This is a genomic window from Pseudomonas sp. MOIL14HWK12:I1, from assembly GCF_000510705.1.
GTDB lineage: Bacteria > Pseudomonadota > Gammaproteobacteria > Pseudomonadales > Pseudomonadaceae > Chryseomonas > Chryseomonas oryzihabitans.
On sequence record NZ_AZNY01000006.1, the window covers coordinates 515,167 to 536,582 of the forward strand.

16 protein-coding genes and 2 pseudogenes are annotated in these 21,416 nt (G+C 67.7%); 9 read left to right on the top strand and 9 right to left on the bottom strand.

The annotated features are described in order from the left end of the window. Window positions 1-221 precede the first annotated feature (221 nt). From PSEK12I1_RS25235 to PSEK12I1_RS0106435, 5 genes and pseudogenes are all read right to left on the bottom strand, one after another. Window positions 222-986, bottom strand: coding sequence for a methyl-accepting chemotaxis protein (locus PSEK12I1_RS25235; protein ID WP_371099681.1), 765 nt, complete (start codon window positions 984-986; stop codon window positions 222-224). 93 nt (window positions 987-1,079) lie between these two features. Further along, a pseudogene (locus tag PSEK12I1_RS25240) lies at window positions 1,080-2,111 on the bottom strand (cache domain-containing protein); the annotation flags it as partial. Window positions 2,112-2,231: 120 nt separating this feature from the next. Continuing rightward, window positions 2,232-2,996 carry a methyl-accepting chemotaxis protein gene (locus PSEK12I1_RS25245; protein WP_371099683.1) on the bottom strand — a complete coding sequence of 255 codons (765 nt, stop codon included), beginning with the start codon at window positions 2,994-2,996 and terminating at the stop codon, window positions 2,232-2,234. A 93-nt stretch (window positions 2,997-3,089) separates the two neighbouring features. After that, window positions 3,090-4,124: pseudogene (locus PSEK12I1_RS25250) on the bottom strand (cache domain-containing protein); the annotation flags it as partial. Window positions 4,125-4,307: 183 nt separating this feature from the next. Then, on the bottom strand, window positions 4,308-5,249 hold the full coding sequence (locus PSEK12I1_RS0106435; RefSeq protein WP_027598778.1) for an AEC family transporter: 942 nt from the start codon (window positions 5,247-5,249) through the stop codon (window positions 4,308-4,310). A gap of 333 nt (window positions 5,250-5,582) precedes the next feature. Here PSEK12I1_RS0106435 and PSEK12I1_RS0106440 point away from each other — a divergent pair, with 333 nt between their 5' ends. The 9 genes from PSEK12I1_RS0106440 (at window position 5,583) to PSEK12I1_RS0106475 (ending at window position 16,607) form a co-directional block, all read left to right on the top strand. Beyond that, window positions 5,583-8,015 (top strand): glucose/quinate/shikimate family membrane-bound PQQ-dependent dehydrogenase, encoded by a 2,433-nt coding sequence (locus PSEK12I1_RS0106440; RefSeq protein WP_051399185.1) that lies wholly within the window; start codon window positions 5,583-5,585, stop codon window positions 8,013-8,015. A gap of 249 nt (window positions 8,016-8,264) precedes the next feature. After that, a complete protein-coding gene (gene pqqF, locus PSEK12I1_RS0106445; protein ID WP_027601036.1) occupies window positions 8,265-10,655 on the top strand; it encodes a pyrroloquinoline quinone biosynthesis protein PqqF in 2,391 nt (796 codons plus the stop codon). Between the two features lie 184 nt (window positions 10,656-10,839). Next, the gene (gene pqqA / locus PSEK12I1_RS24270; protein ID WP_003243383.1) at window positions 10,840-10,911 is read left to right on the top strand and encodes a pyrroloquinoline quinone precursor peptide PqqA; all 72 of its coding nucleotides are present in this window, start codon (window positions 10,840-10,842) and stop codon (window positions 10,909-10,911) included. A gap of 55 nt (window positions 10,912-10,966) precedes the next feature. Further along, window positions 10,967-11,878, top strand: coding sequence for a pyrroloquinoline quinone biosynthesis protein PqqB (pqqB, locus tag PSEK12I1_RS0106450; protein WP_027601037.1), 912 nt, complete (start codon window positions 10,967-10,969; stop codon window positions 11,876-11,878). 5 nt (window positions 11,879-11,883) lie between these two features. Further along, on the top strand, window positions 11,884-12,633 hold the full coding sequence (gene pqqC, locus PSEK12I1_RS0106455) for a pyrroloquinoline-quinone synthase PqqC (RefSeq protein WP_027601038.1): 750 nt from the start codon (window positions 11,884-11,886) through the stop codon (window positions 12,631-12,633). Next, a complete protein-coding gene (gene pqqD / locus PSEK12I1_RS0106460; RefSeq protein ID WP_007161090.1) occupies window positions 12,630-12,905 on the top strand; it encodes a pyrroloquinoline quinone biosynthesis peptide chaperone PqqD in 276 nt (91 codons plus the stop codon). Before pqqC ends, pqqD begins: the two co-directional genes overlap by 4 nt. A 147-nt stretch (window positions 12,906-13,052) precedes the next feature. Further along, window positions 13,053-14,204, top strand: coding sequence for a pyrroloquinoline quinone biosynthesis protein PqqE (pqqE, locus tag PSEK12I1_RS0106465; RefSeq protein ID WP_027601039.1), 1,152 nt, complete (start codon window positions 13,053-13,055; stop codon window positions 14,202-14,204). 352 nt (window positions 14,205-14,556) lie between these two features. After that, window positions 14,557-15,081, top strand: a complete 525-nt coding sequence (locus PSEK12I1_RS0106470) for a GNAT family N-acetyltransferase (protein ID WP_027601040.1) — start codon at window positions 14,557-14,559, stop codon at window positions 15,079-15,081. 119 nt (window positions 15,082-15,200) lie between these two features. After that, complete coding sequence (locus tag PSEK12I1_RS0106475; protein ID WP_051399184.1) at window positions 15,201-16,607, top strand: YncE family protein; 1,407 nt, start codon at window positions 15,201-15,203, stop codon at window positions 16,605-16,607. An 833-nt stretch (window positions 16,608-17,440) separates the two neighbouring features. On the opposite strand, the gene pcaC is transcribed toward PSEK12I1_RS0106475, so the two are convergent. From pcaC to PSEK12I1_RS0106495, 4 genes are read right to left on the bottom strand one after another with little or no spacing between them, the layout of a single operon-like run. After that, window positions 17,441-17,836, bottom strand: coding sequence for a 4-carboxymuconolactone decarboxylase (gene pcaC, locus PSEK12I1_RS0106480; protein ID WP_017642968.1), 396 nt, complete (start codon window positions 17,834-17,836; stop codon window positions 17,441-17,443). An 11-nt stretch (window positions 17,837-17,847) separates the two neighbouring features. Then, window positions 17,848-18,636, bottom strand: a complete 789-nt coding sequence (gene pcaD / locus PSEK12I1_RS0106485) for a 3-oxoadipate enol-lactonase (protein ID WP_027601042.1) — start codon at window positions 18,634-18,636, stop codon at window positions 17,848-17,850. Window positions 18,637-18,652: 16 nt separating this feature from the next. Beyond that, window positions 18,653-20,011: a 3-carboxy-cis,cis-muconate cycloisomerase gene (locus tag PSEK12I1_RS0106490; protein ID WP_027601043.1), complete on the bottom strand. Its 1,359-nt coding sequence runs from the start codon at window positions 20,009-20,011 to the stop codon at window positions 18,653-18,655. Window positions 20,012-20,027: 16 nt separating this feature from the next. Further along, window positions 20,028-21,320 carry an MFS family transporter gene (locus PSEK12I1_RS0106495; RefSeq protein WP_027598789.1) on the bottom strand — a complete coding sequence of 431 codons (1,293 nt, stop codon included), beginning with the start codon at window positions 21,318-21,320 and terminating at the stop codon, window positions 20,028-20,030. Window positions 21,321-21,416 lie beyond the last annotated feature (96 nt).

Sequence of the window (21,416 nt, forward strand, 5' to 3'; positions counted from 1 at the left end):
GCTTTCTTGATACCGCGGATCGGCCGCCGGGCTGAAGCGCAGCGGCGGGTGCGTGCAAAGCGGCAGTCCAGAGCAAGTTCACGCGCTAATTAGTTTTACTGTTTCTGACGAGTGGTCGAGGAAAGATCGGCATTCACGCAAGTCTTCCTGACCTTCCGGACAGCAAAAAGGGAGAGCCGACCTGACGTCGACTCTCCCTTTTAGCGGACTTTTCGCGCGAATCAGATGCGGAAGCCACCCACCAGGCGCTGCAGGCGACCGGCCTCGGCTTCCAGGGCGGTACAGGCCGCCAGGGTGGCCTGGAGGTTGTCGACGCCCTGCTGATTCAGCAGGTTGATCTCGCTGATGTCCATGTTCAGGGTCTCCACCACCGAGGTCTGCTCCTCGGTCGCCGTCGCGACGGACTGGTTCTGGCCGTCGATCTCGCCGATGCGCTCGGTCACGCTGCCCAGCCGCTCGCCGGCGCTCTTGGCCACCTGCATGCTGTGGGCGCTCTGCCGCTGGCTTTCCTGCATCAGGGCCACGGCGTCGCGCGAGCCGGTCTGCAGCTCCTCGATCATCTGCTGGATCTGCTGCGCCGAACTCTGGGTACGGCTGGCCAGGGAACGCACCTCGTCGGCCACCACGGCGAAACCACGCCCGGCCTCACCGGCCCGCGCCGCCTCGATGGCGGCGTTGAGCGCCAGCAGGTTGGTCTGCTCGGAGATGCCGCGGATGACCTCGAGGATCTGGCCGATGTTGGCGGTCTTGCCGTTGAGCGCTTCGATATGCTCGCAACTGGTGCCGATCTTGCTCGACAACGCCTGCATGGCGTGCAGGGCTTCGTCGAGCACCTCGCGACCCTCTTCGCCCTGGGCGCGCGCCGTGCTGGCCTCGCCGGAGGCATGGGCGGCATTGCGGGCGATTTCCTGGGCGGCGGCGCCCAGTTCGTTGATCGCCGCGGCCACGCTGGTGGTGCGCTGGGCCTGGAGGTCCGACTGCTGCATGGACGATTGCGAAGACTCCAGCACGCGCCGAGTGCTCTGATTCAGCTCGCCAGTGGTCTGGGCCACGTCACGGATCGAGGTGTGGATGCGCGCCACGAACTTGTTGAAGGCCTCGGCCAGGGCGCCGAATTCGTCCTGCGCCTGTACGGGCAGGCGGCGGGTCAGGTCGCCCTCGCCTTCGGCGATGTCGGCCATGGCGCGGGTCAGGTCATGCAGCGGGCGCAAGAGGACGCGGATCAGCAGCCCCAGCAGCAGGATGATGGCGATCACCGCTACCACGGTGGCGACGATGGCCAGGTTGCGGGCCTGGGTCACCGGGGCATAGGCCTTGGCCTGGTCGATGGACAGGCCCAGGTACCACTTGACCGAGGGCAGGCCATTGACCGGGGTGAAGCTCACCAGGCGGTCGCTGCCATTCTGGGTGACGGCGTGCAGCCCGGGCTGCAGGGATGGGGTCTGCTCGGGGAAGACGTCCTTGAGGGTCTTGAGCACCTGCTCGGGATGGCTGCTGACCAGCACCTTGCCGTCGCCGTCGACCAGGAAGGCTTCGCCGAGGCCGCCGACGTTGAGCGAGGTGATGATTTCCACCAGCGCCGAGAGGTTGAGGTCACCGGCCACCACGCCGGCCAGCTGGCCGTCACGCTGCAGCGGGGTGGCGATGGTCACGCCCAGCTGGCCGGAGGAGGCGAAGATATAGGGCGGGGTCAGCACCGTGGTGCCGGCGGCGGTGGCGGCCGCGTACCAGGGCCGCTTGCGCGGGTCGTAGCCGGCCGGCAGGCTGCGCAGCGGACGGGTGGTGTAGGTGCCGTCCACTTCGCCCAGGTAGGTGGAATCGAAGGTGCCCGTGTAGATCTTCTGGTCCAGCAGACCGACCAGGCCTTCGGGCGAACGATCGCGCGCCAGGGTCTGGGCTTCGCCTTCGATGAGCTTGACCCGCGCATCCAGCCAGTAGGCGATGTTGCCGGCGGTGACCCGCCCGGTTTCCGCGAGGTTGGCACTCAGGCTCTGGTCGATGGCCTGGCGTTGCAGATAGGCATTGAAACCGGCGGAAGCGGCCAGCGCGGTGGTGATCACCAGCGCGGCGACCAGCAGGATCTTGTGACTGAATTTCAGGTGTCGCTTCATACAGGTCTGCGTCCGTAGCTAGGGAGCCATGCCGGATTCAGGGCATGGCTATCGCACTCGTTATCGGGCATGTACGTTACGACTTGAGCGGAGCGGCAGCCTCTTTTCAGCAGGCCCGCGCTAGATGCGGAAACCACCCACCAGCCGTTGCAGCCGCCCGGCTTCGGCTTCCAGGGCGGTACAGGCCGCCAGGGTGGCCTGGAGGTTGTCGACGCCCTGCTGGTTCAGCAGGTTGATCTCGCTGATGTCCATGTTAAGGGTCTCCACCACCGAGGTCTGTTCCTCGGTCGCGGTGGCCACCGACTGGTTCTGGCCGTCGATCTCGCCGATGCGCTCGGTCACGCTGCCCAGCCGCTCGCCGGCGCGCTTGGCCACCTGCATGCTGTGGGCGCTCTGCCGCTGGCTTTCCTGCATCAGGGCCACGGCATCGCGCGAGCCGCTCTGCAGCTCCTCGATCATCTGCTGGATCTGCTGCGCCGAACTCTGGGTGCGGCTGGCCAGGGAACGCACCTCGTCGGCCACCACGGCGAAGCCACGCCCGGCCTCGCCGGCCCGCGCTGCCTCGATGGCGGCGTTGAGCGCCAGCAGGTTGGTCTGCTCGGAGATGCCGCGGATGACCTCGAGGATCTGGCCGATATTGGCGGTCTTGCCGTTGAGTGCTTCGATATGTTCGCAACTGGTGCCGATCTTGCTCGACAACGCCTGCATGGCGTGGAGGGCTTCGTCGAGCACCTCGCGACCCTCCTCGCCCTGGGCGCGCGCCGTGCTGGCCTCGCCGGAGGCATGGGCGGCATTGCGGGCGATCTCCTGGGCGGCGGCGCCCAGTTCGTTGATCGCCGCGGCCACGCTGGTGGTGCGCTGGGCCTGGATGTCGGACTGCTGCATGGACGACTGCGAGGCCTCCAGCACCCGGCGGGTGCCCTGGTTGAGTTCGCCGGTGCTCTGGGCCACGTCGCGGATCGAGGTGTGGATGCGCGCCACGAAGTGGTTGAAGGCCTCGGCCAGGGCGCCGAATTCGTCGCGGGACTGCACCGGCAGGCGGCGGGTCAGATCGCCCTCGCCTTCGGCGATGTCGTCCATGGCGCGGGTCAGGTCATGCAGCGGGCGCAGCAGGACGCGGATGAGGAAGCCCAGCAGCAGGATGATGGCGACCACCGCCACCAGGGTGGCGACGATGGCCAGGTTGCGCGCCTGGGTCACCGGGGCATAGGCCTTGGTCTGGTCGATGGACAGGGCCAGGTACCACTTGACCGAGGGCAGGCCCGCGACCGGGGTAAAGCTCACCAGCCGCTCGCTGCCGTTCTGCAGGACGTGATGGAAGCCCGGGGCCAGGGTCGGGGTCTGCTCCGGGAAGACCTCCTTGAGCGATTTCAGCACCTGGTCGGCGTGGCTGCTGACCAGGATCTTGCCGTCGCCGTCCATCAGGAAGGCTTCGCCCAGACCGCCGGCGTCCAGCGAGGTGATCATCTTCATCAGGCTGTCCATCACCAGGTCGCCGGCCACCACGCCGATCAGCTTGCCGTTCTGCAGGACCGGCGCGGCGATGGTGATGCACAGAAAGCTCTGCGGCGGCGCGGTCAGGTAGGGTTCGGTGAGGATGGGACCGCCAGCGCTGACCGCGGCCTTGTACCAGTCGCGCTGGCGGGCATCGTAACCGGCCTCCATGGGGGTATGGGGGCGGTCGGTGAAGGTGCCGTCGACCTCTCCCAGGTAGGTGGAATCGAAGTTGCTCGTGTAGAGCTTCTCTTCCAGCAGGCCCACCACGTTGGCCGGGCTGCTGTCGCGGCTGAGCGCCTGGGCCTGGCTGTCGATCAGCTTGACCCGCGCGTCCAGCCAGTAGGCGATGTTGCCGGCGGTGATGCGGCCGATCTCGCCCAGCGAGGCTTCGAGACTCTGGGTGATGGCCTGGCGCTGCAGATAGGCGTTGAAGCTGGCGAAGCCGGCCAGGGCCAGGGTCACCACCAGGGCGGCCGCCAGCAGGATCTTGTGGCTGAATTGGAGCGAGCGTTTCATGGTTACCACACGTGAGACTTGGGGAGTGGGCGGCCGCTCTCCTCGCAAATACTTATTGCGATAGGCATCGAGAGGGCAAAGCGACCGGGGACGGTCGAGGCCGCACTATTACGCATAAATCCGACTTTTAGCTGGCGCCAACCGATAAACGTTCTCACAACGCCGATGTCTGGGCGGCGTGCACTACAGCAGGCTGAAACCTTTCAGCAGGAGCAGCCCCAGATTGGTGGTCAGCATCCCGCCCAGGGTACTGAGCACCACGATGGTCGCCGCCAGCTGGGCATTGCTGCCGGCGGCGCGGGCCATGACGAAACTCGACGCCGCCGTCGGGCACCCGAGGTAGAGAAAGAGGATGCCCAGCGCCGGTCCCTGGATGCCCAGCGCCAGGGCGCCCAGCACGCCCAGCAGCGGAATCCAGACGATCTTCCACAGGCTGGCGCCCACCGCCAGGCCGCTGCTCTCGCGCAGCGAGGCCAGCGACAGGGTGGCGCCGATGCACATCAGCGCCAGTGGCAGGGTGAGCCCGGCGAAATAGCGCGCCGAGGTGTCCAGCCAGCGCGGCAATTGCCATTGGAAATAGGCGAAGGGAATCGCCAGCAGGATGCCAATGATCAGAGGATTGCCGAGGATGCTGCGCAGCAGGGTGCGCCAGTTGGCCTCCAGGTGCGGACTGTAGAGCGCCAGCACGATGGCCGAGAGCACGTTGTAGAAGAGGATGACCATGCCGGCCATGATCCCGCCCACCGACAGCCCATAGTCGCCGTACTGGGTCGCCGCCAGGGCCAGGCCGACGATGCCGCAGTTGCCGCGAAAGGCGCCCTGCACATAGACCCCGCGATCGGCATGGGGACAGCGCCAGATCGCCCAGCCCCAGGCGGCCAGGAAACTCACCACCGTGGCCAGGGCGAAATAGCCCAGCAGCAGCGGCTGCAGCGCCTCGCCGAGATCGGCCTTGAGGATGCCGAGAAACAGCAGGGTCGGCATGGTGGCGCGAAACACCAGGGCCGAGGCGGTGTTGATGAAGGGGGTGTCGATCCAGCCCAGCCGCTTGAGCACGCAGCCCAGCAGCACCAGGGCGAAGACCGGGGCGGTGACGTCGAAGGTCGCCTGGACCAGGGCAAGCACGTCGGACATGGCGGAAGGCATCGCGGAAACGGCTCGCGATGGTAGCAGGCACGACGCGCTGCGGGGTTCTTCCTTCCGTCATCGCGAAGTGACATCAGTCAATGCTTAGCTTACTATCTACCCGCCCGATTCAGACGACGCCCCCGATCCATCCCCCGCTTCGCCTCAGCGCGACCGCTCTAACTTCCTGCCAGGGAAGCCGGCGAAGGGGTGGAACAATAAGACAGACAACAGGTTCAGACGTAGCAGACGACAGATCCGCATGCGGTTCCGATTTGCGATGTCGTCGATCGAGTCGAAGTCTCTTTTCACGATTGCATTGCGAGCGCTGCCATGACTGTCACTTCCAACGCGAGACCGGGAGGCCTGCCTGCCAGGTTACTCGGCATCCTGTTCATCCTCCTGGGCCTGGCCCTCTTGGGGCTGGGCATCAAACTGGCCACCCTCGGGGGCTCCCTGTACTACCTCGGCGGCGGCGTGCTGCTCGCCCTGAGTGGTTACCTGCTGTGCATCCGGCGGGCCAGCGGGGTCTGGGTCTATGCCTTCTTCCTGGTGATGTCCACCGCCTGGGCCGTGCTGGAAGTCCAGTTCGACTGGTGGCAGCTGGTGCCGCGCCTGGCGCTCTGGTTCGTCCTTGGCCTGGTGCTCCTGATCCCGGTGTTCCGCCGTCCGCTGGACAGCCGCAGCGGCGGCCTGCCGCTGGTCGGCTCCCTGGTGATCGCTGCGGTCGTCGCCCTGGTCGCCCAGTTCGTCAACTACAACCGTCTGGACGGTGACCTGGGCCGCGACACCGCCGGCACCCAGAGCGCCGCGCCGACCGCCGCCGATGGCGACTGGCCGTCCTATGGCCGCACCGCCTTCGGTGATCGCTACTCGCCGCTCAAGCAGATCGACGTCAACAACGTGAAGGAGCTGCAACCGGCCTGGACCTTCCGTACCGGCGACATCCCCGGCCCGAACGATCCCCAGGAGACCACCGCGGAAAACACCCCGCTCAAGGTCAACGGCAAGCTCTATGTCTGCACGCCGCATAGCCAGGTGATCGCCGTGGATCCCGACAGCGGCAAGGAAATCTGGCGCTTCGATCCCAAGCTGAGCACCCAGCACGCCGACAGCTTCAAGGGCTGGGCGCACATGACCTGCCGCGGCGTGGCCTACCACGACGACGCCACCTATGCCGGCATCACCACCGCGGGCCAGAGCCCGGCCACCGGCAGTGCCGTCCCGGTCGACGAGCAGAGCACTCCGGCTGCCAGCAGCTGCCCGCGCCGCCTGTTCCTGCCCACCGCCGACACCCGCCTGATCGCCATCAACGCCGACACCGGCAAGGTGTGCAGCGACTTCGGCGACAACGGCCAGGTCGACCTGACCGCCAACATGGGCAGCTTCACGCCCGGCGGCTACTACTCCACCTCGCCGCCGGCGGTGACCCGCAACCTGGTGATCATCGGTGGCCACGTCACCGACAACGTCTCCACCGACGAGCCGTCCGGCGTGATCCGCGCCTACGACGTGCACACCGGCAAGCTGGTGTGGAACTGGGACAGCGGCAATCCGGACGCCACCGCGCCCATCGCCGCCGACGGCATCTACACCCGCAACTCGCCCAACATGTGGTCGATGATGGCCGTCGACGAAAAGGTCGGCATGGTCTATCTGCCCATGGGCAACCAGATGCCCGACCAGTGGGGCGGTGACCGTACCCCGGCCTCCGAGAAGTACAGCGCCGGCGTGGTCGCCCTCGACATCGCCACCGGCAAGGTGCGCTGGAACTACCAGTTCACCCACCATGACCTCTGGGACATGGACGTGGGCGGTCAGCCGACCCTGGTGGACATCAAGACCGAAGGCGGCGTTAAACCCGCGCTAATGGCCTCGACCAAGCAGGGCAGCATCTATGTGCTGGACCGCACCAACGGTCAGCCCATCTACCCGATCACCGAAACCCCGGTGCCCCAGGGCGCGGTGGAAGGCGACCACACCTCGCCGACCCAGCCGGTCTCCTCGATCAACCTGGCCGCGCCGACCCTCAAGGAAAGCGACATGTGGGGCGGTACGCCCTTCGACCAGGCGCTGTGCCGCATCGCCTTCCGCGAGCACCGCTACGAGGGCATCTACACCCCGCCGTCCACCCAGGGCTCGATCGTCTACCCGGGCAACTTCGGCGTGTTCGACTGGGGCGGCATCTCGGTCGATCCGGTGCGTCAGATCGCCTTCCTGAATCCCAGCTACATGGCCTTCACCTCCAAGCTGGTACCGCGTGAAGAGATCGCCAACCAGCCGGCGCGCAAGAGCGAGACCGAGGGCATCCAGCCCAACAAGGGCGCGCCCTATGGCGTGATCCTGTCGGCCTTCCTGTCGCCCCTGGGCCTGCCCTGCCAGGCACCTGCCTGGGGCTATGTGGCGGGTCTCGACCTGACCACCGGCAAGCTGGTCTACAAGCACAAGAACGGCACCGTGCGCGACAACTCGCCGGTTCCGCTGCCCCTGCCCATGGGCGTGCCCAGCCTGGGCGGCACCGTCACCACCGCCGGTGGCGTGGCCTTCCTGAGCGGCACCCTGGACCAGTACCTGCGCGCCTATGACGTGAAGAACGGCAAGGAACTGTGGAAAGGCCGCCTGCCGGCCGGTGGCCAGACCACCCCCATGACCTACACCGGCAAGGACGGTCGCCAGTACGTGCTGGTCTATGCCGGCGGCCATGGCTCGCTGGGCACCAAGCAGGGCGACTACGTGATGGCCTTCGCCCTGCCCGAGAAGAAGTAAGGGCGCCCGCGCCCGAGCTCCCCTCTCCTCCGGGAGAGGGTCCGGGGCGAGGATGCTTCGAGCATTTTTGACATCCTGTTGGAATCCCCCCTCGCCCCACCCCGAAATCCCGGCCCAGCCGGGATTTTTTTCGCCTGGGTTTTCTCCATAAAGCGGCAGGAGCGCTCTTCCCCCTCTCCCCCCGGGAGAGGGCCGGGGTGAGGGCAAACCCGCTCCATCCCCTCCACCCGACTCGGTTAAGCTACCCCCATGCCCACCTCCGCCCCCCTCCATCGCCGGCTGCGCCTGGCCAACGGCCTGGCCGTTGCCCTGCTGCACGATCCCGAGCTGCCCCAGGCCGCCGCCCTGGTGCGCATCGGCGCCGGCAGTCACCAGGCGCCGCGGGCCTTTCCGGGGCTGGCGCACTTTCTCGAACACCTGTTCTTTCTCGGCAGCCGGCGCTATCCGGCGGCGGACGGCCTGATGCCGCTGGTGCAGCGCCTCGGCGGTGAACTCAACGCCAGCACTCGCGAGACCACCACCGACTTCTTTTTCGCCCTGGCCCCCGAGCACCTGGCCGCCGGGCTCGCCCGGCTGCTTGACATGCTCGCCGCACCGCTGCTGGCGGCGGACGCCCAGCGCCGCGAGCGCGAGGTGCTGCACGCCGAATTCATCGCCTGGTCACGCAGCGCCGATACCCGCCGCGACCTGGCCCTGGCCGCCGGCCTGCCCGCCGACCATCCGGCCGCCGGCTTCCATGCCGGCAACCGTTACAGCCTGCCGCTGCAGAGCCCGGCCTTCCAGGCGGCCCTGCGCGACTTCCAGCGCCAGCACTACCGGGCCGACAACGCCCTGCTGGTGCTGGCCGGGCCGCAACCGCTGGCCGAACTGGCCGACCTGGCCCGGGAACAGGGCGCCCTGCTGCCCCCTGGCCCGGCGCCCAGCTCCATGACGCCCCAAGCGCTCCCGGCTGCAGGCGAACGCTGGCAGACCACCGCCACAATGCCCCCGACGCTGGCCGTGCAATTCGCCCTCGATGACCTGCCACCTGGCAGCTGGGAAGCGGCGGAGCTGCTGGAAACCCTGCTGCTCGGCGACCATCCCGGCGGTCTGCCCGCCCTCCTGCGCCAAGCCGGCCAGGCCGAACGACTGGGCCTCGCCTGGCCCTATCGACAGGCCCGCCAGGGCCTGCTCCGGCTGGATCTCGTGCCCGGCCCCCAGGCCAGCCCGAGCCACCTGACCGGCATCCTGTGCCCCTGGCTGGACGCCCTGCGCCAGACGCCCCTTGCCGCACTGCAGCAGGGCCACGCCGAACGCACCCAGCGCCTCTGGGCCACCCTACCCGCCCTGGCACTGGTAAGGCGTCTGGGTGAACGCCTCTGGCTGGATCGGCCAGGAGACGCCTGGCCACAACCGGCGCTTTCCCCGGCCGCCCAGGCCGCCTGGCCCCGGCTGCTCGCGCAACTGGTCCCCAAGCGCCTCAGCGGCTTCGCCGCCGGCCTGGCCGACTCCCCGTGCACAACAGCTCCCGCCGCCGTCCCCTTCGCCCTGCCTCCGATCAATCCTTTGCTCGCCGACCCCGTCACGCCGAGCGCCCCGACGAGGCAGTCCTGGCCGATCAGCCAGGCCCTTGCCCCCCAGCAGCGCGAAGGCCTGCTGTTTTTGCGCTGGCAATGGCCGGGACCGGCACCGGTCGCGCCCGATGTCCGGGTGCTGGGCGCGTTACCCCGGCTGGCCGCCGAGGCGGGCGTCAGCCTGCGCTGGAGTCCGCCCGGGGCACCCTGGGACTTGCGGCTGCAGGGCTGGGCCATGGCGCTGCCGGCGGTGCTGGAGCAGGCGCTCGGCCGCCTGACGAACGCGCTGGACCTTTCCCAGCCGCTCCCCGCAGCCTCGATCGAGCCCATGCTGATCCGCCAGTTGCTCAAGGTCCTGCCCGAGCGACTAAATGCGGTCATGCCGCTGACTAGCAATGAAGCAGACCCGCGCTGGCAGGCCCTGGCCTGTGGCCTGCCCGAGGCGGCGCAGGCGTCCCTGGCCGCCCTCACGCCGCCGCCTCGGCCCCAGGCCGGGCCGCTGGGCGAACCCCCGGGCTGCACCGGTCGCCACTGGCACCACGAACCCAGCGCCGATGCCCAGCAGGCGCTGCTGCTGTTCTGTCCGCAACCCGATGCGCGCCCCGCCACCGAAGCCGCCTGGCGGCTGCTGGCGGCGCGCCTGCAAGGACCGCTGTTCCAGCACCTGCGCAGCGAGCGGCAACTGGGCTATGCGGTGTTTTCCGCCTATCGCCTGCTGGGCGATCACGGTGGCCTGCTGATCGGCGTGCAGTCGCCCCAGGCCCGGGCGGCGGAGATCCTCGCGGAAATCGAAGGCTGCCTGGCCGATAGCCTCAAGGCGGTGATGGCCGAGGCCACGACGCTGGCAGAAGACATCCGTCAGCTGGGGCGCGACTTCAGCCCCGCCACCCCTCAGCGCGCCGCCCTGGCCGAGCGACTCTGGTGGGGCTTCCAGCGCAGCGGGGCGCTGGATCTCGCGCCCCTGCAGCAGGCCCTCGCCGCCCTGGATGACGGGGCTCTGCAGCAGGCCTGGCAACAACTCACCGCCAGCGACGCGCCGCGCTTCGCCCTGGCCAATGCCCGCGCGCCATCCGGCTGGATGTCATAGCTTTCAACACTTTCCCGGGAGCGTCGGCCGGCCTTGGCGGTCAATCTGTTGCAGGATCGGTAAGACAGTTATGTCCGCCGGACCGCCAGCGATTCGTCGCGGCAAAAACCCTTAGCTAGGTAACATTTGTTAGACTTGACGACCGGATCCTTCCGGCTTTCGCAGTCAAAAGAGGAGACCTCCCATGTGGACCAAGCCTGCTTACACTGACCTGCGCATCGGCTTCGAAGTCACCATGTACTTCGCCAACCGTTGATGCGCCCCACGCCCCGGTTCGCCGGGGCGTACTTTTTCCAGGTTTAGCCTTTCCCATGCATATCCAGATTCTCGGCTCCGCCGCCGGCGGTGGCTTTCCCCAGTGGAACTGCAATTGCGTCAATTGCGACGGCTTCCGCAAGGGCACCCTCAGGGCCCAGGCCCGTACCCAGTCTTCCATCGCCCTATCCGACGACGGGGTGAACTGGATCCTGTGCAACGCCTCGCCCGACATCCGCGCCCAGCTGGCCGGCTTCGCCCCGCTGCAACCGGCGCGGGCCCTGCGTGACACCGGCATCCGCGCCATCGTCCTGCTGGACAGCCAGATCGACCACACCACCGGCCTGCTCAGCCTGCGCGAAGGCTGCCCCCACGAGGTCTGGTGCACCGAGATGGTCCACCAGGACCTCACCACCGGCTTTCCGCTGTTCAACATGCTCGAACACTGGAACGGCGGGCTCAGTTGGCAGCCCATCGCCCTGAGCGGCAGCTTCACCATCCCGGCCTGTCCGAATCTGGAATTCACGCCCTTCCCGCTGCGCAGCGCCGCGCCGCCCTATTCGCCCCATCGCCACGATCCGCACCCGGGCGACAACCTGGGCCTGCTGGTCCACGACCGACGCACCGGCGGCAAGCTGTTCTATGCCCCGGGCCTGGGCCAGCCGGATGCCGCACTGCTGGAGCTGATGGGCCAGGCCGACTGCCTGCTGGTGGACGGCACGCTCTGGACCGACGACGAGATGCAGCGTCGCGGCGTGGGCACCCGCACCGGCACCGAGATGGGCCACCTGCCGCAGAGCGGCCCCGGCGGCATGCTGGAGGTGCTGGCCGGCTTCGAGCGCCAGCGCAAGGTGCTGATCCACATCAACAACACCAATCCGATCCTGGACGAAGACTCCCCCGAGCGCGCCATCGTCGCGCGCCAGGGCGTGGAAGTCGCCTGGGACGGCATGTCCATCGAGTTGTGAACGCCATGCCCGACGCCCTTACGCCCGCCGAATTCGAAGCCGCCCTGCGCGCCAAGGGCGACCTCTACCATATCCACCACCCCTATCACGTGGCCATGTACCAGGGCCGCGCCAGCCGCGAGCAGATCCAGGGCTGGGTGGCCAACCGCTTCTACTACCAGGTCAACATCCCGCTCAAGGACGCCGCCATCCTGGCCAACTGCCCGGATCGCGAGATCCGTCGCGAATGGGTGCAGCGCATCCTCGACCACGATGGCGAGCCCGGCAGCGAAGGCGGCATCGAGGCCTGGCTGCGCCTGGCCGAGGCCACCGGCCTGGACCGCGAGCAGGTGCTCTCCCAGGAACTGGTGCTGCCCGGGGTGCGCTTCGCGGTGGACGCCTACGTCAACTTCGCCCGTCGCGCCTCCTGGCAGGAAGCCGCCAGCAGCTCCCTGACCGAACTGTTCGCGCCGCAGATCCACCAGTCGCGCCTGGACGCCTGGCCGACCCACTATCCCTGGATCGATCCGGCCGGCTACGAGTACTTCCGCACCCGCCTGGGCCAGGCCCGCCGCGACGTCGAGCACGGTCTGCAGATCACCCTGCAGCACTACACCACCTGGGAGTCCCAGCAGCGCATGCTGGAGATCCTGCAGTTCAAGCTGGACATCCTCTGGAGCATGCTCGACGCCATGAGCATGGCCTACGAACTGCACCGCCCGCCCTATCACAGCGTCACCGCCGAGCGCCGCTGGCACCGAGGAATCGACCTATGAGCTTCGACCGCACCCAGGTGCCGCGCTGGCGCCCCGGCTATCGCTTCCAGTTCGAGCCGGCGCAGGACGCCCATGTGCTGCTCTACCCCGAGGGCATGATCAAGCTCAACGACAGCGCCGCCGCCATCGGCGGGCTCATCGACGGCCAGCGTGACGTGGCTGCCATCATTGCCGTCCTCGACGAACGCTTTCCCGGCGTGCCCGAGCTGGGCGCCGACGTCGAACAATTCATGGAGGTCGCTCGTGCAGAGCACTGGCTCCTGCTCGGCTAAGCCTTATTCGAGAAGTCGCCGAGCGAAGGTTAGGCAAGGCAGAAACCCGCGAGGAAGCGGAGTTTACAAATGGTAAATGAGCATTCCGAGCGGGTTTCTAACGCAGCATCACCGAGCGCAGGCACTTCTCAATTGCCTGGGGTGCCCATGCAACTCCCGCAGCCGCCGGCGGTAGGCAAGCACAACGTCGGCCTGCCGCTGTGGCTGCTGGCCGAGGTCACCTATCGCTGTCCGCTGCAGTGCCCCTATTGCTCCAATCCCCTGGACTTCGCCGCCCAGGGTCGCGAGCTGACCACCCAGCAGTGGTTCAAGGTGATGGCCGAGGCGCGGGAGATGGGCGCCGCCCAGATCGGCTTTTCCGGCGGCGAGCCCCTGGTGCGCCAGGACCTCGCCGAACTGATCCGCGAGGCGCGCCGGCTGGGCTACTACACCAACCTCATCACCTCCGGCATCGGCCTCACCGAGGCGCGCATCGCCGAATTCAAGGAAGCCGGCCTGGACCATATCCAGATCAGCTTCCAGGCCAGCGACGAACAGGTGAACAACCTGCTGGCCGGCTCCAGGAAGGCCTTCGCCCAGAAGCTGGCCATGGCCAAGGCGGTCAAGGCCCATGGCTATCCCATGGTGCTCAACTTCGTCACCCACAGGCATAACATCGATCGCCTCGACCAGATCATCGACCTCTGCCTGTCCCTGGAAGCCGACTTCGTCGAACTCGCCACCTGCCAGTTCTACGGCTGGGCCGAGCGCAATCGCGCCGGTCTCCTGCCGACCAGGGCCCAACTGGAGCGCGCCGAAGGCATCACCAATGACTACCGCGCGCGCCTCAAGGCCGAGAACCACCCCTGCAAGCTGATCTTCGTCACCCCGGACTACTACGAAGAGCGCCCCAAGGCCTGCATGGACGGCTGGGGCAAGCTGTTCCTGACCATCACGCCGGACGGCACCGCCCTGCCCTGCCACGGCGCCCGGCAGATGCCCATCGCCTTCCCCAACGTGAAGGAGCAGGACCTCAGGCACATCTGGTACGACTCCTTCGGCTTCAACGTCTACCGCGGCTACGACTGGATGCCCGAGCCCTGCCGCTCCTGCGACGAGAAGGAAAAGGACTACGGCGGCTGCCGCTGCCAGGCCTTCATGCTCACCGGCGATGCACGCAACGCCGATCCGGTCTGCGCCAAGTCCCCGCACCACGACCTCATCCTCGCCGCTCGCCAGGAAGCCGAGACCGCGACCCAGCGGATCGAGGACCTGCAATTCAGGAACGAGCGTAATTCGCGGCTGATCGCCAAGGCCTAAGAGCCTGCTCAAAATCTGCTGCGCGTCGGCCAAACGGCGTTGAAAATGGCCTGGGTCGCCAGCCCGGTCGGAATGCTCATTTACCACTCGTAAACCCGAGCGCGGGTCCGATCCGCTTCCTCAGCCATTTTCGTGGGGCCGCCTAGGCCTTGTTTGGCTCTAGCTCGCGAGATTCTGAACAGGCTCTAAGGCCGGCGGCGGCGCCAGGCACGCCAAGGTCGCCGCTGGAATCCAGGTCCCCGCGCCAAGGCGCAGGCTAGCGACGGGACTCACCACCCACGGCTCCGAGGCGTTTGCCTCCCGGCCGGGCAGTGACCATACTGCCCGGCCGGACCTTTTCCCCCGCCTCGTCATGCCTTCGATACGCCCGCTGCGCCCCGCCGACCTCCCGGCCGTCCTCGCCATCCAGGCGGCCAACTACCCCGCCGACCTGCTCGAAGACCACGCCTTCTACGCCAATCGCCTGGAGCTCGCCCCGGAACACTGCTGGGCGGCCCTGGACGCCGAGGCGCGGCTGCAGGGCTATCTGATCGCCTATCCCTGGGACGACGGCCTGCCACCGGTGCTGGGCGCCCGCCTGGAGCAACTGCCGGGCGCGGCCTCGACCTGGTTCCTGCACGACTGCGCCGTGCATCCCGCCGCCCAGGGCCAGGGCGTGGCCGGGCGGCTCTATCGCCACGCGAAGGGCCAGGCCCGACGCGCCCGCCTGCGCCAGGGGCGGCTGGTGTCGCTGTCCAACGCCATCGGCTACTGGCAGCGCCATCACTATCACCCGGTTCCGGCCGACGCCGCGCTCGAGGCCAAGCTGGCCGGCTATGGCGCCGGCGCCTGCCTGATGCAGCGCACCCTCGATACCCCGGACAGCGACAAAGCGTAAAACCTGCAAATCTAAATGCAAGTATTTCGCTTTCGCCTTAACATGGCCTAGCCCAGGAGGGCCTCCGCTGCCCGGCGCTCTGGCGCGGGTATCTTGATCGCCGCTACAAGGAATCCCTGATGAACATCGCTCCAGCGTCTTCGGCCAAGGGCCGGCGCGTCTTTTCCGTCACCCTGCTGGCCGCCCTGCTGGCGCTGGGCGGGCAGGCCGCCCAGGCGCGCTCCAGCTTCGAAGCCCCCGATCCGGACTACCACGGCGAGATCAAGGCCAGTCCCGTCACCGGCACCGCCATCCTGGCCGGCAGCGAGGTCGCGCTGGACGGCCGCGGCTTCACCCCCGGTCAGCAGATCACCCTGTCGCGCGGTGGCGTGGCGCTCAACCCCGACGCCGCCTACGTGGCCGACGCCCAGGGCAACTTCAAGGCGACCCTGCGCATCCCCGAAGACGCCGCCCCCGGCCAGCACCCCATCGTCATCAGCACCGCCCAGCCCTCGGGCGCCGCGGTCTTCCCGCTCAAGGTCTCGCCGGTGGTACCGCTGTCCGGCGCCGAGGCCTATAGCCTCACCGCGGTCAAACTGGTCCCCGGCCTCTACCAGGTGGACAGCAGCGCCAAGACCGGCGCCCTCTTCGTCACCTCGGCCGTGGGCCGCCCGCCGGTCAAGGTCTCGCAGCTGCTCAAGCTCGATCCCAAGGACCTGTCCATCCAGCGCCAGATCACCCCGGCCGCCGCCCCGGGCGAGGACGCCGGTGTCTACGCGGTCTACGGCGTGGGCGTGGACGATCGCAACGGCACCGTCTGGACCACCAATACCCGGCAGAACACCGTGGCGGTCTATCGCCAGAGCGACCTGGGCCTGGTCAAGCAATTCGAACCCGGCCTCGTGCCCCATGCCCACACGGTGGTGGTCGACGAGAAACTCGACCGCGCCTTCGCCTCGGCGGCCATGACCCCGGACATCGTCAGCTTCGACGCCAAGACCCCGGCCGTGCGCAAGCACATCGCCATCGAATCGGGCGTGCGCGGCGAGCAGTTCGCCGTGGTCGGCATGCACCTGGACCCGGCGGTGCACAAGCTCTACGCCGTCAGCCTGAAGACCAACGAAGCCGCGGTGATCGACGCCAAGACCGAGCAGGTCGAGAAGGTCTTCCCGATCCAGGGCGCCAAGACCCCCATGGGCGTGGCCCACGATCCCCAGACCGATCGCCTGTTCATCACCGCCCAAGGCAGCGACAACCTGCTGATCGTCGACGCCAAGACCGGCAAGACCCTGCACAACGTCACCACCGGCGCCGGAGCGCTGAACGTGGCCTTCGACCCGGTCAAGCGCCTGGCCTACGTGACCAACCGCGGCGCCGGCACCCTGACCGTGGTCGACCCGGACGGCACCATCAAGGCCAACCTGGAACTGGGCACCTACCCCAACCACGCGGTGGTGGATGGCAAGGGCGTGGTGTACGCGGTCAACAAGGCCAAGGGGCAGGATGATGCCGAGGGGGATCGGATCACGCGGGTAGTGGCCAAGTAACAAGCCTGCGGCCCTGTGGCTGGGCGGGGCTGCCTTCGTACAGAGCGACTGCCCTATCGCGGTCATGGACCGCTCCTACAGTTTCGAACTCCTGCTGTAGGAGCGGTCCATGACCGCGATAAGGGCATGATTTCAGCCTTGAACTGCGCGCCGTGCAGGTGCCCTGGCTGTTTATTGAGTTCTGCTGATGCCCCTGGTTTCGCCTGGCCGGCGACTCACTTTTCTTTGCTTGCGGATCGCCGCCCGGTGCAAAGAAAAGTAAGCAAAAGAAAGCACACCCCAACAGTTCGGCCTCACTGACGGGGACGGAGCGCCAGCCTGAGGCTTACGTATTCAGAAGATTCGTAGCGTGGAAAACCGCGCAGCGTTTTCCACTTAGGGAGTAACGCTTAACACGTGGACAAGGCTGCGCCGTTGTCCACCCTACCGGTTTGCACCCAAGGCATCAGGCGCGTGAATCGCCCCGTTCAGCAGGGCGAACGCCAGCGTCGTGGAGTGGGTCGAGCCGCAGGGATGCGGCGAGAGGTCCAGTGGGCCAGGGACGGCCCATCTGGACCGACCCCGGAACGGCACTGGTGTGAGCGGACCCGGAGCGAAGCGGAGGGCCGGATGGTCGGGGCAAGCGTTTTTGCTTACTTTTTTGGCGACTGCAAAAAGTGAGTCGCCCGGGTGGGCGAAACAAGAACCTTCAAAGCACTCGATAACCAGCCCTGGCACCCAATAGCACAGGCGTTGGGCTTCGCTAACGCTCAACCCAACCTACGCCCAACAACCAACGCCCGCCGAATCCAACCCGGCGGGCATCATCCAAACAGGGGCCAAAGGGGGGAAACTCACCCCTCCAGCGACTCCACCCCCAACTCATCCCACACCGCCTCCGCCAGATGGAAGGTGGCATTGGCCGCCGGGATGCCGCAGTAGATGGCGCTCTGCATGATCAGCTCCTTGATCTCCTCCCGCGTCACCCCGTTGCTGCGGGCGGCGCGCAGGTGCAGGCGCAGTTCGCCTTCGCGGTTCATGCCGATCAGCATGGCGATGGTGATCAGGCTGCGGGTGTGCCGCGGCAGGCCCGGGCGGGTCCAGATGTCGCCCCAGGCGTGGCGGGTGATCATCTCCTGGAATTCTTCGTTGAAGGGGGTCAGCTTTTCCAGGCTGCGATCGACGTGGGCGTCGCCCAGCACCGCGCGGCGGACCTGCATGCCGGCTTCGTAACGTTCTCTTTCGTCCAAGATCGACTCCTTCAGGCGCTGAGAAAGGCCAGCACGCGCTGGGTAAAGGCAGCGCCCATCTGCACGTTGGACAGGTGGGCCGCGGGAAACTCGACGTACTCGGCGCCGGGGATGCGTTCCTGCAGGAAGCGCCCGTCGGCCGGGGTGGTCACGGCGTCGTGGGTGCCGGCGACGATCAGCGTCGGGGCCTGGATGGCGTCCAGCACCTCGCGGAAGTCGGCGTCGCGTACCGCCGCGCAGTTGGCGGCATAGCCCTGGGGCGAGGTGCCGGCGAGCATGGCGACGATGCGGTCGACCCGATCCGGTTTGGCGCTGGCGAAATCGGGGGTGAACCAGCGGCCGATGGAGGCGTCGCGCAGGTCGCGCATGGCCTGCTCGCCGCCGGCTTCGACGGTCTGGATGCGGGTATTCCACACCTCGGGGGTGCCGATCTTGGCGCCGGTGTTGCACAGCACCAGGCGGGTGACCCGCTCGGGGGCGTTGATGCCCAGCCACTGGCCGATGGAGCCACCCATGGACAGGCCACAGAAGGCGAAGCGGTCGATACCCAGGGCGTCGGCCAGGGCCAGGACGTCACGGCCGTTCTGATCCATGCGATAGGGGCCGGGCGTCACCAGGGAGGCGCCGTGACCACGGGTGTCGTAGCGCAGCAGGCGAAAGCGCTCGCTGAAGGCGGCGGCCTGGTCGTCCCACATGGCCAGGTTGGTGCCCAGGGAATTGGACAGGATCAGCACGGGGGCGCCCTCGGGGCCCTCCAGCCGGTAGTTCAGGTCGCCATCGGCGAGACGTACGCTGGGCATCAGGCAGTCCTCTGGTTTAGGAATGGGTAGGCAGGGTGCGATGTTCGGCCAGGGCGCGGGCCACCCAGGCCCGGGCCTGGCCCTGGTAATGGGCGGGGTCCAGCAGGCGATCCAGCTCGGCGCTGGAGAGTTCGGCGGTGACCTCGGGGGTATCGCCGAGCACCAGACGCAGATGGCGACCCTCCTGGACGGCGCGCTTGCAGCTCTGCTCCACCAGGTGGTGAGCGGTCTCGCGCCCCAGCCGTCCGGCGAGGGCGATGCTGACCGCCTCGGCCAGCACCAGGCCGTGGGTCAACTCCAGATTGGCCTGCATGCGCGCGGCATCCACCTCCAGCCCGGCGACGATGGCCTGGGCCTGCTGCAGGGCGCCGGAGACCAGGCAGAACAGCTCCGGCAGGGTTTCCCATTCGGCATGCCAGAGGCCCAGGCTGCGCTCGTGCTCCTGGGGCATGGCCGAGAGCAGGGTGCTGACCAGACCCGGCGCGCGGGTGGCAGCGGCGATCAGCACCGCGGCGCCGACCGGATTGCGTTTGTGCGGCATGGTGGAGGAGCCACCCTTGCCCGGCGCCGAGGGCTCGAACACCTCGGCGGCCTCGGTCTGCATCAGCAGCGACAGATCGCGCCCGAGCTTGCCCAGGCTGCCGGCCACCAGGCCCAGCCAGGCGCCGACCTCGACCAGGCGATCGCGCTGGGTGTGCCAGGGTTGCTCCGGCAGGCTCAGCCCCAGCTCGCGGGCCAGGGCCTCGGCCACCGGCAGGGCGTCAGCGCCCAGGGCGGCCAGGCTGCCCGAGGCGCCGCCGAATTGCAGCACCAGCACCCGCGGCCGTAGTTCGGCCAGGCGCTGGCGGTGCCGGGTGATGGCGCCCAGCACCCCGGCCAGTTTCATGCCCAGGGTTACGGGCGTTGCATGTTGCAGCCAGGTCCGGCCGGCCAGCACGGTGCCGGCATGGCGCTCGGCCTGGATGGCCAGGGCCTCGGCCAGCCGTGCCAGGTCGGCGTCCAGGAGGTCCAGCGCCTGGCGAATTTGCAGCACCAGGCCGCTGTCCATGGCGTCCTGGCTGGTGGCACCGCGGTGCACATGGCGCTCGGCCTCGGGGTCCTGGGCGGCGATCTGCCGGCCCAGGGCCTTGACCAGCGGAATGGCGGAATTGCCGGCGCTGACCACGGCCTGGGCCAGCTCGGCCGCGTCATAGCGCTCGGCACGGCAGGCGGCGCCGATGGGCGCCACCGCCGTCTGGGGGATCACCCCCACCGCCGCCTCGGCGCGCGCCAGGGCCGCTTCGAAGTCCAGCATGCCCTGCAGTCGCCCCTGGTCACAGAACACCGCGCGCATGGCGGCCTGGGTGAAGTAGGCGTCGAACAGCAGGTTGGACATGGGGACTCCTCGGGGCTCAGTGGTCGTGATGCAGGTAGGTGGCTTGCCGCGGCAATCTCAGGCTGACCAGGAAGGCCACCGCCAGCATCACCGAGACGTAGATGTAGAAGACTTCCTCGTGCCCCTGGGTCTTGAAGCTCAGGGCGACGAATTCCGCCGAGCCGCCAAAGACCGCGTTGGCCACCGCATAGGACAGGCCCACGCCCAGGGCGCGTACTTCCGGCGGGAACATCTCTGCCTTCACCAGGCCGCTGATGGAGGTGTAGAGGCTGATGATGGCCATCGCCAGGCAGATCAGCAGGAAGGCCACGAAGGGACTCTGGACGCTGGCCAGCGCGGTGAGGATCGGCCAGGTGCAGACCGTGCCCAGGCCACCGAACAGCAGCATGGAGGCGCGCCGGCCGATGCGGTCGGAGAGCATGCCGAACAGCGGTTGCATGAGCATGAACACCAGCAGGGCGCAGGTCATCACGGCACTGGCGGTCTTGGCGTCCATGCCGCTGGTGTTGACCAGGTACTTCTGCATGTAGGTGGTGAAGGTATAGAAGATCAGCGAGCCGCCGGCGGTGTAGCCGAGCACGGTGAAGAAGGCCGCCTTGTGGTGCTTGAATAGGCCGCTCAGGGTACCGGCTTCCTTGTTGGCGCGGGTCTCGGCGGTGGTGGTCTCTTCCAGCGAACGCCGCAGGAACAGCGAGATCACCGCGGCAGCGGCGCCGACCAGGAAGGGAATCCGCCAGCCCCAGGCACGCAGGTCGGCGTCGCTCAAGACCTGCTGCAGGATCACCACCACCAGCACCGCCAGCAACTGGCCGCCGATCAGGGTGACGTACTGGAAGGAGGCGAAGAAGCCGCGCTGGCCACGCAGCGCCACCTCGCTCATGTAGGTGGCGGTGGTGCCGTATTCACCACCCACCGAGATGCCCTGCAGCAACCGCGCGAGCAGCAGCAGGGCCGGCGCCGCGACGCCGATGCTGGCATAGGTGGGCAGGCAGGCGATGGCCAGGGAGCCGGCGCCCATCATCAGGATGGAGATGACCATGGAGGTGCGCCGGCCGTACTTGTCGGCGATGCGCCCGAAGATCCAGCCGCCCAGAGGCCGCATCAGGAAGCCCGCAGCGAAGACGCCGGCGGTGCTCAGCAACTGCACGGTGGGATCGCTCTTGGGGAAGAAGGCGGCGGCGAAGTAGATGGAGCAGAAGGCGTATACGTAGAAGTCGAACCATTCCACCAGGTTGCCGGACGAGGCGCCGACGATGGCGAAGATGCGCTTCTTGCGCTCCTCGAAGCTGTAATGCGGGTGAGTGCTCATGGAGATCCTTAATTATAGGTATGGATGGACGGAGGACAGCCTACCGCCATCGGACCAGGAGAGACACACGCGGTTACAGGAGGTGTGGGCATGGGG